This is a genomic window from Micromonospora sp. NPDC007230 (genome assembly GCF_042869115.1).
GTDB lineage: Bacteria > Actinomycetota > Actinomycetes > Mycobacteriales > Micromonosporaceae > Micromonospora.
On sequence record NZ_JBIAFE010000001.1, the window covers coordinates 76,768 to 92,656 of the forward strand.

12 protein-coding genes and 1 pseudogene are annotated in these 15,889 nt (G+C 73.7%); 3 read left to right on the forward strand and 10 right to left on the reverse strand.

The genetic code is table 11. The features are described 5' to 3' along the window. Positions 1-23 precede the first annotated feature (23 nt). From ACFYML_RS00385 to ACFYML_RS00395, 3 genes are all read right to left on the reverse strand, one after another. Positions 24-932: a CDP-alcohol phosphatidyltransferase family protein gene (locus ACFYML_RS00385; protein ID WP_387418591.1), complete on the reverse strand. Its 909-nt coding sequence runs from the start codon at positions 930-932 to the stop codon at positions 24-26. A gap of 345 nt (positions 933-1,277) precedes the next feature. Next, a complete protein-coding gene (locus ACFYML_RS00390; RefSeq protein ID WP_387418593.1) occupies positions 1,278-2,192 on the reverse strand; it encodes an NUDIX hydrolase in 915 nt (304 codons plus the stop codon). Between the two features lie 121 nt (positions 2,193-2,313). Further along, positions 2,314-3,261: an NUDIX domain-containing protein gene (locus ACFYML_RS00395; protein ID WP_387418595.1), complete on the reverse strand. Its 948-nt coding sequence runs from the start codon at positions 3,259-3,261 to the stop codon at positions 2,314-2,316. A gap of 144 nt (positions 3,262-3,405) precedes the next feature. On the opposite strand from ACFYML_RS00395, the pseudogene ACFYML_RS00400 reads away from it, so the two are divergent. Then, positions 3,406-3,651, forward strand: a pseudogene (locus ACFYML_RS00400) (PspC domain-containing protein); the annotation flags it as partial. Positions 3,652-3,841: 190 nt separating this feature from the next. Here ACFYML_RS00400 and guaA read toward each other — a convergent pair. Both guaA and ACFYML_RS00410 read right to left on the reverse strand, forming a co-directional pair. Further along, entirely contained in the window at positions 3,842-5,395 is a 1,554-nt protein-coding gene (gene guaA / locus ACFYML_RS00405; RefSeq protein WP_387418597.1) for a glutamine-hydrolyzing GMP synthase, read from the reverse strand. 92 nt (positions 5,396-5,487) lie between these two features. After that, positions 5,488-7,182: an FAD-dependent oxidoreductase gene (locus ACFYML_RS00410; protein ID WP_387418598.1), complete on the reverse strand. Its 1,695-nt coding sequence runs from the start codon at positions 7,180-7,182 to the stop codon at positions 5,488-5,490. 142 nt (positions 7,183-7,324) lie between these two features. Between ACFYML_RS00410 and ACFYML_RS00415 the strand changes: the two genes are divergently transcribed. Continuing rightward, positions 7,325-8,452 carry an LCP family protein gene (locus ACFYML_RS00415; RefSeq protein WP_387418599.1) on the forward strand — a complete coding sequence of 376 codons (1,128 nt, stop codon included), beginning with the start codon at positions 7,325-7,327 and terminating at the stop codon, positions 8,450-8,452. A 51-nt stretch (positions 8,453-8,503) separates the two neighbouring features. Here ACFYML_RS00415 and ACFYML_RS00420 read toward each other — a convergent pair whose 3' ends face one another. The 4 genes from ACFYML_RS00420 to guaB all read right to left on the reverse strand — a co-directional run bounded on the left by ACFYML_RS00420 (position 8,504) and on the right by guaB (position 14,215). Then, a complete protein-coding gene (locus ACFYML_RS00420; protein ID WP_387418600.1) occupies positions 8,504-9,964 on the reverse strand; it encodes a M1 family metallopeptidase in 1,461 nt (486 codons plus the stop codon). A 75-nt stretch (positions 9,965-10,039) separates the two neighbouring features. Continuing rightward, entirely contained in the window at positions 10,040-11,437 is a 1,398-nt protein-coding gene (locus tag ACFYML_RS00425) for a M1 family metallopeptidase (protein ID WP_387418601.1), read from the reverse strand. Between the two features lie 67 nt (positions 11,438-11,504). After that, a complete protein-coding gene (locus tag ACFYML_RS00430; protein ID WP_073834857.1) occupies positions 11,505-12,623 on the reverse strand; it encodes a GuaB3 family IMP dehydrogenase-related protein in 1,119 nt (372 codons plus the stop codon). Positions 12,624-12,652: 29 nt separating this feature from the next. After that, complete coding sequence (gene guaB, locus ACFYML_RS00435) at positions 12,653-14,215, reverse strand: IMP dehydrogenase (RefSeq protein WP_357438028.1); 1,563 nt, start codon at positions 14,213-14,215, stop codon at positions 12,653-12,655. A gap of 198 nt (positions 14,216-14,413) precedes the next feature. Between guaB and ACFYML_RS00440 the strand changes: the two genes are divergently transcribed. Next, a complete protein-coding gene (locus ACFYML_RS00440) occupies positions 14,414-14,824 on the forward strand; it encodes a DUF5319 domain-containing protein (RefSeq protein ID WP_387418602.1) in 411 nt (136 codons plus the stop codon). Between the two features lie 18 nt (positions 14,825-14,842). On the opposite strand, the gene ACFYML_RS00445 is transcribed toward ACFYML_RS00440, so the two are convergent. Beyond that, positions 14,843-15,658, reverse strand: coding sequence for a LuxR C-terminal-related transcriptional regulator (locus ACFYML_RS00445; RefSeq protein WP_387418603.1), 816 nt, complete (start codon positions 15,656-15,658; stop codon positions 14,843-14,845). Positions 15,659-15,889: the final 231 nt, after the last annotated feature.

The following is a 15,889-nucleotide window of genomic DNA, read 5'->3' on the forward strand; positions in this document are numbered from 1 at the left end:
CGCCCCTTTCGCGTCGGTACGGGTCAGGCGGCGCGGCGCTGGTGCAGCCAGAGCACCGGACCGCTGACCAGGTAGCCCACCACCACGAGGCCGAAGGTGAGCCGGATGTCGACCAGCGCGCCGATCACCGGGGCCAGCCAGAGCCACGGCGGCAGCTTCACCAGCCGGGCGAGCTTCGCGTACGGGAACCTGGAGACCATGGCGAAGGCGAGCAGGGCCACCCCGCCGACCATCACCAGGCCGGAGACCGGCACCCCGATCGCCACGGTCAGGGCCAGCACGGCCGCCGCCATGGTGGTCGGTACGCCGCAGAAGAACCGGCCGTCCTTCGGCGAGACGTTGAACCGGGCGAGCCGGATCGCGGCGCACCCCGCGACCAGGGCGCAGGCGACCGCGGCGGCCGCGGCCGGGACCGAGCCGGCCAGCGAGGCGTAGACGACCACCGGGGCGGCGAGGCCGAACGAGCACATGTCGGCCAGCGAGTCCATCTGGGCGCCGAACGGGCTGGCCACGCCGAGCTTGCGGGCCAGCGCGCCGTCCAGGCCGTCGAACGCGACGCAGGCGATCAGGCAGAGCGCCGCCACCCGGACCTCGCCCCGCATGGCCAGGAAGATCGCCAGCATGCCGAGCATCAGGCTGCTCAGCGTGCAGGCGTTGACCAGGGCGAACTTGGCACGGCGGGCGGCGGTGCGGTCACCCGGCAGGAGCGGGATCGACATCCCTGGCGAGTCGTCGACCGGCGCGGCGGGGGCGAGTGCGGGGCTTACCGGCCGCACCGCCTCGACCTCCGGGTCGAACCGGCCGTAGCGGCGGCGCTGGCGGTCGGTCCAGCGGTGGTCGGTGACCAGGTCGGTCGCGCCTGCGGCGGCGCCGTCCCGGCGGCCCACCCGGACCAGCAGCACCTGGCGGGCGAACGTGCTGCTGCGGCGCAACCGGCCCGCCCAGCGACGCCCTGCGGGGCGCGGACTGTCACTCGTACGACGCCGGCGCCATGGGGCTCTCGGCACGTTTCCTCCATCACCGGATCGGCTGAACCGCCGTGGGGGGCGGGTGTCCGGCTGTCTCGTGCCGGACCCATTCTGGTCCGGCAGCCCGTTTGCGGAGTACACCATTGCACAGGAAAGTGGGGCTTGGCGATAGCTGCCGGCGGTACTTATAACTCCCTTAACCGCGCGGATCGCTCAGATCTTCCCATCTCGGGCGTCATCGCCCGTTTTCGTTCGCCAAGTACCCCCGACTGTACCGGAGGCCGGCCACCTCGAGCCGACGAGCGGGTGTCACCTGCCCCGATGTCCGGTTGCCCGGGCCGCCACGTCCGTCATCCGCAGGCCGCCCACCCGGTCCGGAGCGAACCAGGCGGCGCGCGCGGTGGACCCGCCGGCCAGTTCCGTGACGACCGCCTCGGTCGGGGCGTCGACGCGTACCCGGTAGATCACCCGGACGCTGTGCCAGTCCATCGGCCGCCCCTCCGGGCCGAGCGCGGCGGGGTTGTGCAGGCTGTCCACCGCCAGCAGGTCGACCACCCGGCCGAGCTGGCCGGCCTCCTCCACCAGCTCGCGGAGCAGCCCGGCCGCCGGCTGCTCGCCGTGGTCGGTGCCGCCGCCGGGCAGGTGCCACTTCCCGGCCCCCGGATACCCGTCGGCGATCATCGTGAGCAGGACCCGCCCGGCCGGGTCGGTGACCAGCCCGTACGCGGCGAAGCGCTGCCGGCGGTCGGCGGGTGGCGGGGCGGCCTGCCCGAGCGGCCGGGCCCGGGGCAACTCCGACGGCAGCGGCGTGACCGGCAGCCCGAGCAGCTCGGCGGTGAACGGCATGAGCGGCAGGGCTGCCGCCTCCGCGGACGTGTACCAGCCCAGCTCGTCGCTGCCCCCGGACGGCTCCGGGCGAAGCGTCCCGCCCCGCGGCTCGACGTCGAAGACCAGCCGGTCGGTGTGCACGGTGACCCCGGCGTCGCGGAAGGTGGCGACGTCGGCGACCGCGGCCCGAACCCCGGTCACGTCGACGGCCAGGCCGGTCTCCTCGGCGAACTCCCGCAACACCGCGTCGGCGGGGTGCTCGGCGTGCTCCAGCCCACCCCCGGGCAGCTGCCACACTGCGGGGTAGGGACAGGCCGCGGACCCCCGCACGAGCAGCACCCGCCCGTCGGCGTCCCGCAACACCCCGTACGCCCCGATCCGCCGCCGTTCCTCCACCCCGCACCACTCCCGTCGCCGCCACCTGCGTCGATCATGAGGTTAGCGGTCCGGCAATGGGCGTACCGCACCGTCGCCTCATGATCACCGAGGGCTGGCGGGCCGGAGGCGGGGCGGACGGTCAGATGAGTTGGGCGGCCTGGACGGCCTCGGCGGTGACCTCGGTGAGGCGGTCGGTGGGGAGGGCGCCCAACTCCTCGCGGCGGAACCAGCGGGCCTCGCAGGTGGAGCCGCCGACGTCGGTCACGGTGGGCGGGGCCGGCTGGTCGACGACCACCCGGTAGAAGGCGCGTACGCCGTGCCAGTCGATCGGGTAGCCCTCCGGGCCGAGCGAGGCCGCGTCCCGGTGGCTGGCGACGCCGAGGAGCTCGACCAGCCGGCCGGTCTGCCCGGTCTCCTCGACCAGCTCGCGGATCAGCGCGGCGCCCGGCTGCTCCCCGTAGTCGGTGCCGCCGCCGGGCAGGTGCCAGCAGCCGGCGCCCGGGTACCCGTCGGAGACCCGGGTGAGCAGCACCCGCTCCTCCGGGTCGGTCACCACGGCGTACGCGGCGAAGCGCTGCGCCCGGTGCAGCCCGTCCGGCCCCGGGACCGCGTAGAACGAGGGGAACTCGGGGACCTCCTCGGGGACGATGTCCCCGGTGGCGGAGGGCAGGCCCAGGGCCCGCGCGGTGAACGACCGCAGCGGCAGCTCCCGGGCCTCGTCGAGGGTGAACCAGCGGGCCAGGTCGGTCGGCCGACCCTCCCGTTCGGTCAGCGTCCCGCCGCGCACCGAGACGGTGTAGAGCAGCCGGTCGGTGTGGATGGTGATGCCCCGCTCGGGCAGCGCCCGCATGTCGGCGATCACGTCCCGGAGGCCGGCGACGGCGACCGAGAGCCCGGTCTCGGCCGCGGTCTCCCGGACGACCGTGTGGTTGGGGTCCTCACCGTGGTCGACCGCCCCGCCGGGCAGGGACCAGGTGCCGGGGGTGCCGGAGCGGTCCGATGCGCGGACCAGCAACACTCGGTCGTCTGAATCAGCACAAACTGCGTATGCCGCGATCCTGCGGAGCGGCTCCAGCGAGGTGGTCACGGGACAAAATTCTCCCCCGCTGCCGTTACGTCCATCGAAAAGAGTCAGATTCCTGACTCTTTGCTGGCGCCTCAGGGATCGGTCAGGGTAGGAGTCCGGGCGGTCACCGAGGTCGTCCGGCACACCGCGCGGGACCGTGGACGCATGACCTACCAGAGCACCCCTCACGCCCCGTACAAGCAGCTCCGTCGTCCCACCACCGACCGGATGGTCGCCGGTGTCGCCAGCGGCCTCGGCCGCTACTTCGCCGTCGATCCCACCCTGGTCCGGGTGGTCTTCGCCGTCGCCACCCTGCTCACCGGCGGGCTCGCCGCGCTGGCGTACCCGATCATGTGGTTCCTGATGCCCGAGGAGCCGGCGAGCGCCCCCGCCTGGCCGCACCCGGCGGGCACCGCGCCGGGCTGGCCGCCGGTCCCGCCGCAGGCGGCCGCCGCCCCCACCCACGCGTGGGCGACGCCGCAGACCGCGCCCACTCCGGCCGCCGGGCCCGCGCCGCAGGCCGGGCCGACCCCGCCGGCCGGACCCGCGCCGGAGCCGGCGCCCGGAACCGCTCCTCAGCCGCCGGCGGCCTGAGCCCGAATCACTCCCACTCGATGGTGCCCGGCGGCTTGCTGGTCACGTCCAGGACCACCCGGTTCACCTCGGCCACCTCGTTGGTGATCCGGGTGGAGATCCGGGCGATCACCTCGTAGGGCAGCCGGGACCAGTCGGCGGTCATCGCGTCCTCGCTGGAGACCGGGCGCAGCACCACGGGATGCCCGTACGTGCGCCCGTCACCCTGCACACCGACGCTGCGCACGTCGGCCAGCAGCACCACCGGGAACTGCCAGACGCCCCGGTCCAGCCCGGCGGCGGACAGCTCCTGCCGGGCGATCAGGTCGGCCTTGCGGAGCAGGGCGAGCCGCTCCTCGTCGACCGCGCCGATGATCCGGATGGCCAGGCCCGGGCCGGGGAACGGGTGCCGCCAGACCATCGCCTCGGGCAGCCCCAGCTCCAGGCCGAGCGCCCGGACCTCGTCCTTGAACAGCGTGCGCAGCGGCTCGACCAGCGCGAACCTCAGATCCTCCGGCAGGCCGCCCACGTTGTGGTGGCTCTTGATGTTGGCGGTGCCGGTGCCACCGCCGGACTCCACCACGTCCGGGTAGAGCGTGCCCTGCACCAGGAACTCGACGTCGCCGTGCGCGGCGATCTCCCGGGCGGCGGCCTCGAAGACCCGGATGAACTCGCGGCCGATGATCTTGCGCTTCTGCTCGGGGTCGGTCACCCCGGCCAGTTCGCCCAGGAACCGCTCCCGGGCGTCGACCACCTTGAGCTTGATGCCGGTGGCCGCGACGTAGTCCTTCTCCACCTGCTCGGCCTCGCCGGCCCGGAGCAGGCCGTGGTCGACGAAGACACAGGTGAGCTGGTCGCCGATGGCCTTGTGCACCAGCGCCGCGGCGACCGCGGAGTCGACGCCGCCGCTCAGGGCGCAGATGACCTCCTTGTCCCCGACCTGCTCCCGGATCCGGGCCACCTGCTCGTCGATGATGTTCTCGGACGTCCAGGTCGGCTCGATCCCGGCGATGTCGTAGAGGAAGCGGGTGAGCATCTCCTGGCCGTGGGCGGTGTGCCCGACCTCCGGGTGGAACTGCACGCCGGCCCGCCGGCCGACCAGGTCCTCGAACGCGGCGACCGGCGCCCCGGCGGACTCGGCGGTGACCGTGAAACCGGTCGGCGCCTCGGTGACGCAGTCACCGTGGCTCATCCAGACCGGCAGGTCGTCCGGGAGGTCGCGGAGCAGCACGCCGGCCTCCGGGCGGGCGTGCAGCGGGGTGCCGCCGTACTCCCGGTTGCCGGTCCGCGCGACGGTGCCGCCCAGCGCCTGGGCCATCGCCTGGAAGCCGTAACAGATGCCGAAGACCGGGACCCCGGACTGGAACATGTCGGCGTCGACCTGGGGGGCGCCCGGCGCGTAGACGCTGGCCGGGCCGCCGGACAGGATGATTGCGGCCGGGTTCTTCGCCAGCATGTCGGCGACCGGCATGGAGTGCGGGACGATCTCCGAGTAGACCTTCGCCTCGCGTACGCGGCGCGCGATGAGCTGGGCGTACTGGGCTCCGAAGTCCACCACGAGGACGGGGCGAGGCGTGCTCATGTGCAGCAAGCCTACCGACAGTCACCGCCGGACCGGGCGCGGCCCGGCCGCGTCCCGCCGTGAGGTCGATGACAACCCTCCGGGCGACCCCCTCAGCGCAGCGCGGCGGGGGCGTGCCCGGGGACGGCGGGCCGGTGCGGGGCGACCGGGTCGAGCCGCCGGTACGCCGACCCGAGCGGCGGCCGGGGGTCCGCCTCGCCCTTGTTCGGCCAGAACGACATGGCCCGCTCGGCCTGGGCGGTGATGGTCAGCGACGGGTTGACCCCCAGGTTCGCCGACACCGCCGCGCCGTCCACCACGTGCAGCCCCGGGTGGCCGTAGACCCGGTGGTACGGGTCGATCACCCCACGCTCCGGGGTGGCCCCGATCACCGCCCCGCCGAGGATGTGCGCGGTCATCGGAATGTTGAACGGCTCGGTGATCGCCCCGCCTGGCGTGCCGTCGATCTCCTCGGCGAGCAGCCGCACCGCCTGGTTGCCGGCCGGGATCCAGGTCGGGTTGGGTGTCCCGTGCCCGGGCCCGGAGACCAGCCGCCGGCCGAACCAGCCGCGCCGGACCCGGGTGGTGAGCGAGTTGTCGACCGACTGCATGACCAGGGCGATCACGGTCCGCTCGGACCAGCCGCGCACCGAGAGCAGCCGGGCCGCCAGCCGGGGCTGCCGGACGATGCTGCCCAGCCAGCGCCGGACCCGGTGCGGGCCGCCGTCGACCAGCAGCGACTGGAGCAGGCCCATGGCGTTCGAGCCCCGGCCGTAGCGGACCGGCTCGATATGGGTCTGCGGGTCGGGGTGGAACGAACTGGTGATCGCCACCCCCTCGGTGAAGTCGAGCCCGCGCTGCCGGGCCTGCCGTGGGGCGACCGAGGCGCCCAGGATCGCCTCCGAGTTGGTCCGGGTCAGCTCGCCGAGGCGGGGTGAGAGCCCGGGCAGCGCTCCGGTGGCCCGCATCTCGTGCAAGAGCCGCTGAGTGCCCAGCGCGCCCGCCGCGAAGACCACCTGGTCGGCGTGGATCACCTGGCGGCGCCGGCGCACCCAGGCGCCGGTGCGCACGGCGTGCACGTCGTACCCGCCGCCGTTGGCCGGCCGGACCGCGGTCACCGTGGTCAGCGGGTGGACCTGGACGCCGAGCCGCTCGGCGAGCCACAGGTAGTTCTTGACCAGCGTGTTCTTCGCGCCGTGCCGGCAGCCGGTCATGCAGGCGCCGCAGTGGCGGCAGCCCGTCCGGTCCGGCCCGGCCCCACCGAAGTACGGGTCGGGCACCCGCTCGCCGGGCCGGCCGAGGTGCACGCCCACCGGGGTGGCGTGGAAGGAGCGCCCCACCCCCATCCGCTCGGCCACCGCCCGCATCGCCTTGTCCGCGCCGGTGCGGACCGGGTACGTGGTGGCGCCGAGCATCCGCTTCGCCTGGTCGTAATGCCGGGCCAGCTCGTCCTGCCAGTCGGTGATGTCCCGCCACTGCGGGTCGGCGTAGAACGCGTCGAGGGGCTCGTAGAGGGTGTTCGCGTAGACCAGGGAGCCGCCACCCACCCCGGCTCCGGAGAGCACCAGGACCCCGCCACCGGCCTGCCGGTCGGCCGAGCGCAGCAGGTCGATCCGCTGGAGGCCGTAGCAGCCGAGCTTCGGAGCCCACAGGAAGCGCCGGACCCGCCAGGAGGTCTCCGGGAACTCCTCGTCCGCGAACCGCCGGCCGGCCTCCAGGACGCCGACGTGATAGCCCTTCTCGGCCAGGCGGAGCGCGGTGACGCTGCCACCGAATCCGGACCCGACGACCACCACGTCGTACCGCATGAACGCATCATTACCGACGAGTAGCCATCGCGCCAGGGCCAGTTTTCGGAGATCATGCAGAGCGCTCGACGGGCCGGGAGCCGGGCCATGCAACCAGCGGTGCCCCCTGACGCGTTGAGTGGACATCGGGGAAGGGGTCCACATGCCGGGCGCGACACCGAGACGACGCTGGCCGCTGGGGTTGGCCGCGCTGACGGCCGTACTGCTGGTCGCCGCCGGGGCGGTGGTGGCCGCCCGGCTGGTCTCCCGCCCCTCCCCCGGCGCCTCGCCCGGCCCCGCCGCCGGCGCGGCCACGCCCACGGCGTCCGCCGGCACCCCGAGCCCGACCCCGGCCAGCCCCACCCCGCCGCCCGGCGCCGACCTCACCGGCCCGCTCAACCTGCTGCTGGTCGGGGTGGACACCCGGGTCACCGTGCCCGGCTGGGAGCCGCACGGCGACGCCGTGCTGGTCCTGCACGTGCCGGCCGGGCTGGACCGGGCGTACCTCTTCTCCCTCCCCCGCGACCTGGTGGTGGACATCCCGGCCTTCCCGAAGGCCGGCTACCCGGGCGGCCGGACCAAGCTGACCCACGCGATGAGCTACGGCAGCCGGATCCCCGGCGACAAGGCCCACCCCAGCACCGCCCAGGGGTACGAACTGCTGCGCGCCACGGTCAGCCGGTACACCGGCCTGCGCATCGACGCCGGCGCGGTGATCAACTTCGGCGGGTTCGACAAGCTGGTCGACATCCTCGGTGGCGTGGACCTCTATGTGGACCAGCGGGTCGCCTCGATCCACCGCCGGCCCGACGGGCGCCACCGGGACCGGGCCGGCAGCACCTATACCGGCCCGCAGATGGTCTACGAGAAGGGCGACCGCCACCTGACCGGCTGGCAGGCGCTGGACTACGCGCGGCAGCGCTACACCGCCGGCGGCGACTACACCCGGCAGCGCCACCAGCAGCAACTCATCCGGGCGCTGGCCCGGAAGATCCTCGACCAGGGGCTGGCCCGGGACCCGGCGCGGGTCGACCAGGTGGCCGCCGCCCTCGGCGACACCCTGGTGTACGCCGGCGGCGGGCGCCGGCTGGTGGAGTTCGCGTACGCCCTGGGCGGGCTGCCGGCGGACGGTTTCGTCCTGGTCGGACTTCCCGGCGACGCCGTGGGCAAGGGTGGGTCCTACCGCGGCGAGCAACTCCAGCCCGTGGGCCGGCAGTTCCTGGCGGCGCTGCGCGGCGGCACCGCGGACGCGTTCCTGGCCGCGCACCCGGCGCTGCGCGTCAAGACCTGACCGCGGTCGGTCGGGACGGCCTGCGGTGCCGGCGTTGACCGCGGCCCTTCCTCACAGCCGCTTCGGTGCGGCCGGCCGCTCGGTGTCGTAGAGCCAGGCGTCGAAGAGCTTGCCGAGCTTCTTGCGCGAGATCCGCTCGGCCAGCGCCACGAAGTCCTGGGTGGTGGCGTTGCCGTTCTTCTTCTCCTCCGCCCAGGTCCGCAGGATGGAGAAGAAGGCGGCGTCGCCGACGGCCACCCGCAGCGCGTGCACGGTCATGCCGCCCCGCTCGTACACCGACTGGCTGAACAGGTTCGCCACCCCCGGCTTGCCCGGCGGGGTACGCCAGACCTGCCCCGAGGCGCCCGCGTACTTCTGGTCGAAGGTGCGCTGGACGGTGGACTGGCCGGTGTGCTCGGCCCAGAGCCATTCGGCGTACGTGGCCAGGCCCTCGTTGAGCCAGATGTCCTGCCACTTCTGCAGCGCCACGCTGTTGCCGAACCACTGGTGGGCCAACTCGTGCGCGACCACCCCGGTGTTGTCGCCCTGCCGAAAGAAGCTGGCCGAGTAGACCGGGCGGCTCTGCGTCTCCAGCGCGTACCGGATCCGGTCGTCGGCGACCACCACCCCGCCGTACGCGTCGAACGGGTACGGCCCGAAGACGCTCTCCAGGTAGTCGGCGACCTCGGTGGTCCGGGCGATCGACCGGTCCGGCGCGCCCTCGGCCACCTTCGTGGTGACCGCGCTGTACACCGGCCGTCCCCGGTGCTCCCCGGTGGTCACCCGGAACTTCCCGATCGCCACCGTGGCCAGATAACTGGCCATCGGCGACCCCTCCGACCAGCGCCAGGTGGTCCAGTCGCCCTGGGTGGTCCGTCCCTTCGGGACACCGTTGCTGACCGCGGTGAGCCCCTTCGGCACGGTGATCTCGAAGTCGTAGGTGGCCTTGTCGGAGGGGTGGTCGTTGACCGGGAACCAGGTGCTCGCCGACTCCGGCTGGCCGAGCGCGATCGCCCCGTCGGCGGTGTGCAGCCAGCCGCCCTCGCCGAGCGCGTCGTTGGGCAGGGCGGCCGGCTCGCCGTCGTACCTGACCTGGACGACGAAGCCGTTGCCGGAGGTCAGGCCGGTGGCCGGGGTGACCACCAGCTCGTCGTCGGTACGGGCGTGAGCGGCCTGGGCCCCGTCCACGGTCACCGACCGCACGGTCAGCCCGGCCAGGTCCAGGTTGAACGCGGAGAGGTTCGCCGTCGCGGTGGCCCGTAGCTCGGTGGTGCCGGTGAGCTGGTCCTTCGCCGGGTCGTAGCGCACCCGCACGGTGTAGTGGGTGACGTCGTAGCCGCCGTTGCCGTAGCTCGGGAAGTAGGCGTCGCCGGCCCCGGCCGCACCCGGCCCGAAGGTCCGCGCGGCCGTCGCGCTGGGCGGCCCGACGGCCGGCGCCGCAGCCGGGTCGGCCGAGCCGCAGCCGGCGAGCAGCAGCGTGCCGCAGGCCAGCAGCCCGAGGCGTCGTCGTCCGCTCCGCCGTGCCCGCGTCATCGCCCTCGATCCCTCCTCGGCCCTGCCCGGGCCGCTCCGCCCGCGGCAGCCTACCGATCGATGATCACGCCCGCGTCACGGCAGGGCGGGCGCGGTGGCACCGACCAGCCAGGCGTCGAAGAGCGGGCGCAGCGACCGGCCGGCGACCCGCTCCGCGTACCCGATGAAGTCGGCGGTGGTGGCGGTGCCGTTGCGCCGCTCGGCCAACCAGCCGCGCAGCATGCGGAAGAAGGTCTCGTCGCCGACCGCGCGGCGCAGCGCGTGCACGGCCAGCGCGCCGCGCTGGTAGACCGCGTCGCCGAACATCGCCCCCCGGCCCGGATCCAGCGTCGGTTTCGTCCAGTCGGTCACCGCGTACCGGTCGGCGACGGCCTGCGCCACGGTGCGGACGCCGTCGTGCTCGTTCCAGAGCCACTCGGCGTACGTGGCGAAGCCCTCGTTGAGCCAGATGTCGCTCCACCGCGACAGCGAGACGCTGTCGCCGAACCACTGGTGGGCCAGCTCGTGCGCCACCACCTCGGTGTTCGGCCGGCCGCCCCGGAAGAAGCCCGGCCCGTAGACCGGCCGGGTCTGGGTCTCCAGCGCATACCGGATGCGCTCGTCGGCGACCGCGATGCCGCCGTACGCGTCGAACGGGTACGGCCCGAACCGCTCGGCCAGGAAGTCGGCGACCTCACCGGTCCGGGCCAGCGCCCGGGCGGCCGGCCCGTCCGCCGGCAACCCGGCGGCGACCGCGGTGACCAGCGGCTTTCCGGCGTGCGTGCCGGTCGACACCCGGTAGTTCCCGATCACCAGGGTGGTCAGGTAGCTGGCCATCGGCGAGCCCTCGGACCAGCGCCAGGTGGTCCAGCCGTCCTTGCTGGACTGTCCCTTGGGCACGCCGTTGCTCAGCGCGGCGAGCCCGTCCGGGACGGTCACCTCGAGGTCGTAGGTGGCCTTGTCGGAGGGGTGGTCGTTGACCGGGTACCAGGTGCTCGCCGACTCCGGCTGGCCGAGCGCGATCGCCCCGTCGCCGGTGGCGTGGAAGCCGCCGTCGCCCAGTTCGCCGCTGGGCAGCGGCTGCGGCACCCCGCCGTACGCCACCTCGACGGTGAACCGCTTCCCGGCCGGCAGGCCGCGCGCCGGGGTGACCACCAGCTCGTTGCCGTCCCGCCGGTGGGTGGCCGGGGCGCCGTCGACGCGTACCCGGTCGACGGTGAGGCCGGCGAGGTCGAACTGGAACCGGGACAGCCCGGCGGTCGCGGTGGCGGTGACGGTGGCCTGGCCGGTGAGCCGGTCGCTGGCCGGTTCGTAGCGGACCTGCAGCGCGTAGTGGGCGACGTCGTAGCCGCCGTTGCCGGCCCCCGGCACGTACGGGTCGCCGAGGTCGGCCGCCCCGGGTCGGAACCGCGCGTTTGCGTCCTCGTCGGTGCACCCGCCCGCCAGCAGCGCGACCGCCAGCACCGCCGCCGACCACCGCCGCCCCCGTGTCATCCGCCGAGCCTAGACGCGCGACGGCGCGGGTGAGACGGAATCCACACCCGCGCCGTCGCCGGTCGAGTCAGCGGTCGAGGACCAGGCCGACCTTCTGGAACTCCTTGAGGTCGCGGTAGCCGCACTTGGCCATCGCCCGGCGCAGACCGCCGAAGAGGTTGAGCTGGCCGTCCGGCTCGTCGGCCGGGCCGAAGAGCAGCTTCTCCATCCCGCCCAGCGGCTCGCCGGCCACCTCGAACGCGCCGCGCGGCAGCGACGGGTGGCTGGCCGCCGAGTGCCACCAGGCACCGCCGGCCGGGGCCTCCGCGCAGCGGGAGAGCGGCTCGCCCAGCATCACCGCGTCCGCGCCGCAGCCGAGCGCCTTGGCGATGTCGCCGGAGGTCTGGATGTCGCCGTCGGCGATCAGGTGCACGTACCGGCCGCCGGTCTCGTCCAGGTAGTCCCGACGGGCCGCGGCGGCGTCGGCGATGGCGGTGGCCATCGGCACCCGGATGCCGAGCACCGACTCCGTGGTCGACCAGTCGTCGCCGCCGATGCCGACGATCACGCCGGCCGCGCCGGTGCGCATCAGGTGCAGCGCGGTCTTGTAGTCGGTGCAGCCGCCGACGATGACCGGCAGGTCGAGGTCGGCGATGAACTCCTTGAGGTTCAGCGGCTCGTCGGTGGTGGAGACGTGCTCGGCGGAGACGATGGTGCCCTGGATGACCAGGATGTCCACGCCGGCGTCCAGGATCACCGGGGCGAGCGCGAGGGTGTGCTGCGGGGACACCCGGACGGCCACCGTGCCGCCGCCGGCCCGCAGCTCGCGGACCCGTTCGGCGATCAGGTCCGGGCGGATCGGCTCGGCGTACACCTCCTGGAGCCGCTTGGTCGCCCGGGCCTCCTCGTCCAGGCCGGCCAGCTCCTCCAGCACCTTGGTCGGGTTCTCGTACCGGGTCCACAGGCCCTCGACGTTGAGCACGCCCAGGCCGCCGAGCTGGCCGAGCTGCACCGCCGAGGAGGGGCTCATGGTCGCGTCGGACGGGTGCCCGACGCAGGGGATGCCGAACTGGTAAGCGTCAAGCTGCCAGGCCGTGGAGACGTCGTCGACGTCCCGGGTGCGGCGGCTCGGCACGATGGCGATTTCGTCCAGGTGGTAGCCGCGCTGCGCGGTCTTGCCCAGCCCGATCTCGACCACGTCACGCATGGGGGACTCCAGGTGGTTGGGGGTGATGGTCAGCGGGTGTGGTAGTTGGGCGCCTCGACCGTCATCTGGATGTCGTGCGGGTGGCTCTCCTTGAGCCCGGCCGCGGTGATCCGGATGAGCTGGCCGCGCTCGTGCAACTCCGGGATGCTCTCGGCACCGGCGTACCCCATCGCCAGCCGCAGCCCGCCGACGAGCTGGTGGGCGACCTGGGCCAGCGGGCCCCGGTAGGGCACCTGGCCCTCGACGCCCTCCGGGACCAGCTTCTCGTCGCTGGTCACGTCCTGCTGGAAGTAGCGGTCCTTGGAGTACGACTTGGCCTGGCCGCGGGACTGCATCGCGCCGAGCGAGCCCATCCCCCGGTAGGCCTTGTACTGCTTGCCGTTGATGAAGAGCAGCTCGCCCGGGCTCTCCTCGGAGCCGGCCAGCAGGCCGCCGAGCATCACCGTGTCGGCGCCGGCCACCAGGGCCTTGGCGATGTCGCCCGAGTATTGGATGCCGCCGTCGCCGATCACCGGCACGCCGGCCGGGCGGGCCGCCCGGGCGGCCTCCATGATCGCGGTGATCTGCGGTACGCCCACCCCGGCCACGATCCGGGTGGTGCAGATGGCGCCGGGGCCGACGCCCACCTTGACGCCGTCCGCGCCCGCGTCGACCAGCGCCTTCGCGCCGGCGTACGTGGCCACGTTGCCGCCGACGATGTCGATGGCGACGTCCTTCTTGAGCCGGGCGACCATCTCCAGCACGGCGCGCTGGTGGCCGTGCGCGGTGTCCACGATCAGCACGTCGACGCCCGCGTCGACCAGGGTGCGGGCCCGCTTGTACGCGTCCTCACCCACGCCGATCGCGGCGGCGACCCGGAGCCGGCCGGCGGAGTCCTTGGTGGCGTTCGGGTACTGCTCGCTCTTGGTGAAGTCCTTGACCGTGATCAGGCCACGCAGCTTGCCCGAGTCATCGACGATCGGCAGCTTCTCCACCTTGTGCTGCCGGAGCAGCGCCAGCGCCTCGTCCTTGCTCACCCCGACCGGGGCGGTGACCAGCGGGGTGCGGGTCATGATCTCGCGGACCGGGGTGGACGGGTCGGAGACGAAGCGCATGTCGCGGTTGGTGACGATGCCGACGAGCTCGCCCTGCCCGTCGACCACCGGTACGCCGGAGATGCGGTAGCGGCCACAGAGCGAGTCGACCTCGCGGAGGGTGTCGTCCGGGCTGGCGGTCACCGGGTTGGTGATCATGCCGGACTCGGAGCGCTTCACCAGGTCGACCTGGAGCGCCTGGTCCTCGACGGAGAGGTTGCGGTGCAGCACACCGATGCCGCCCTGGCGGGCCATGGCGATCGCCATCCGCGCCTCGGTGACGGTGTCCATCGCGCTGGACAGCAGCGGGATGTTGAGCTCGACGGTGCGGGTGAGCTTGGTGCGGGTGTTCACCCGGCTCGGGACGACGTCCGACTCGCCGGGCTGGAGCAGCACGTCGTCGAAGGTCAGCCCGAGCGGCACCACCCGCGCCGAGCCGGCCGGCAGTTCGGGCAGGTGACCGCCCAGCTCGCCGCCGTCGACGCCGGCAGTAAGGTCGGTGCTGGGCGAATTCTCCACGATTGCTCCCCTGAGCTGTTTCGGACGGGCTTCAGCGAGGCGGCGCGCGCCTGGACCGGCGCACGCCGAGATGACGGCGCGTCGCTTCATCGTACCCACCAACCAACGCGGGTCCCGGCAGCGGCGGGCCAGGGTAGGCGGCGCCACAGGGAGTCCCGGGGGCGGACTTTTCGGTGTGGCGGGGACTACGGTGAGGGGGTGCACGACGAGCCCATCGACCCGTTCAACGGCGACCCGGCCGATCCGGCTGCCAGCCTGCACGACCCGCGCGAGGACGACCCGCTCGACCCGCTGACCGAGGTCGAGCGGCAGGACGTCCTGGAGGACCTCGCCGACCTGGAGATCTACCAGGCCCTGCTCCAGCCGATCGGGGTGCGTGGCCTGGTCATCGAGTGCGAGGACTGCCGCGAGCCGCACTACTTCGACTGGGACCTGCTCCGGGGCAACCTGCGCCACCTGCTCAACTCCGGGCGGCCGCGGGTGCACGAGCCGGCCTACGACCCGGACCCGGACCACTACGTCAGCTGGGACTACGCCCGGGGCTACGCGGACGGCGTGCACGACACCCTGACCGAGGGCACCGAGGACGACCCGTCGGCCGAGGACTGACCGCCGGGCCGGTGCCGCTCAGGCGACCAGACCGGCGCGGAAGCCCGCGGCCACGGCGTGCGCCCGGTCCCGGGCGCCCAGCTTGCGGAACAGCCGGCGGGCGTGCGTCTTGACGGTGTCCTCCGAGACGAACAATTCCCGCCCGATCTCCGCGTTGCTCTTCCCCTCGGCCATGCCGAGCAGCACCTGAAGCTCCCGCTCGGTCAGCCCGATGGCGCTGCGGGCGTTGGGCGTGGCACGCTGCGGACCGCCCGCCGGCGCCGGCTCGGCATCGGCCGAATCGGGGGCGTCCTCGCCCCGCTGCACCGGCACCACCGTGGGCGCGCCGCCCGGCACCTCCGGCGGGCCCGCCGACCAGGCCGGCGCCGACCCGGCGGGGGTACGCCCCGGCGCGGCCGAGCGTGCGGTCCCGCCGACCGCCGCGGTGTCCCGGGCCGGGTCGGTCACCCGGTGCTTGGCCGCCCGTCCGGGAGCGGCGAGCAGCAGCAGGGCCTTCGCCACCGCGCTGGTCAGATCATGGTCGGCGCCCTGGATCAGCCCACGCGCTCCGGCGTTGATGGTGGCCGCCGCCGCCTCCGACTCCTCGGTTCCGAGCAGCAGCACGGCGGCCTGGGGCGCCCGGGCGAGCACCCGTCGGACGAAGCCCGCGCTGTCCGGCCGGGTGAGGGCGGTGTCGGCGAGCACCACGTCGACGGGACGTTCGGCGAGCCGCAACATCACCTCGGGATCGGAGACCGCCGTCCGGACGACGCCGGACAGCCCGAGCCGCGCCGCCGCGGAGGCCAGGTGCTGGGCCGCGATTGGTGTCCGAACGCATACGAGAACGCTACGCACAGTCGTCTCCTCTCCGCCTCAGAGCAGACCACGGCGGGGTCGGGTCAGGAGGAGGTTCCGGGCAATCATCAGAACTTTTCCGACAGATGGGGCATATGCCACCAACCGTCCGAGGTTTTCGATCAAAGATGTGTGAGCGCGGGACAGCCCGGGTACGAGGGGTCAGGCCGGAAACGGGTGTCCCGCGCGGACCGCCGACCGGTAGCTGGCCACGAAGGATTCTCCGCGGTG